At 38.1% G+C, this 260-nt stretch carries 1 rRNA gene; it reads right to left on the bottom strand.

Annotated elements, in window-relative coordinates:
• Positions 1–71 (bottom strand): 5S ribosomal RNA (rrf, locus tag EW028_RS24710); the annotation flags it as partial.
• Positions 72–260 lie beyond the last annotated feature (189 nt).

The raw sequence follows: 260 nt of genomic DNA, 5'->3' as shown, positions 1-260 counted from the left end.
TCGGCGCTAAAGAGCTTAACTTCCGTGTTCGGTATGGGAACGGGTGTGACCTCTTTGCCATCATCACTAGACTTATTAAAAGACAAGATTTATTATACCATATTTAAGTATAAATACAAGCTTTTTTTAAAACTTACTTGTTCTTTCAAAACTGGATAAACGGCACATTGAATGTTTCAAACGTTTTGGTTAAGTCCTCGATCGATTAGTATTCGTCAGCTCCATGTGTCACCACACTTCCACCTCGAACCTATCTACCT

Origin of the sequence: Lysinibacillus sp. OL1 (assembly GCF_004332175.1) — a bacterium.
In the GTDB taxonomy this organism is placed as follows: Bacteria; Bacillota; Bacilli; order Bacillales_A; family Planococcaceae; genus Lysinibacillus; species Lysinibacillus capsici.
The sequence above is the reverse complement of the archived record's forward strand: the minus strand, read 5'-3'. Positions and strand labels throughout refer to the sequence as shown.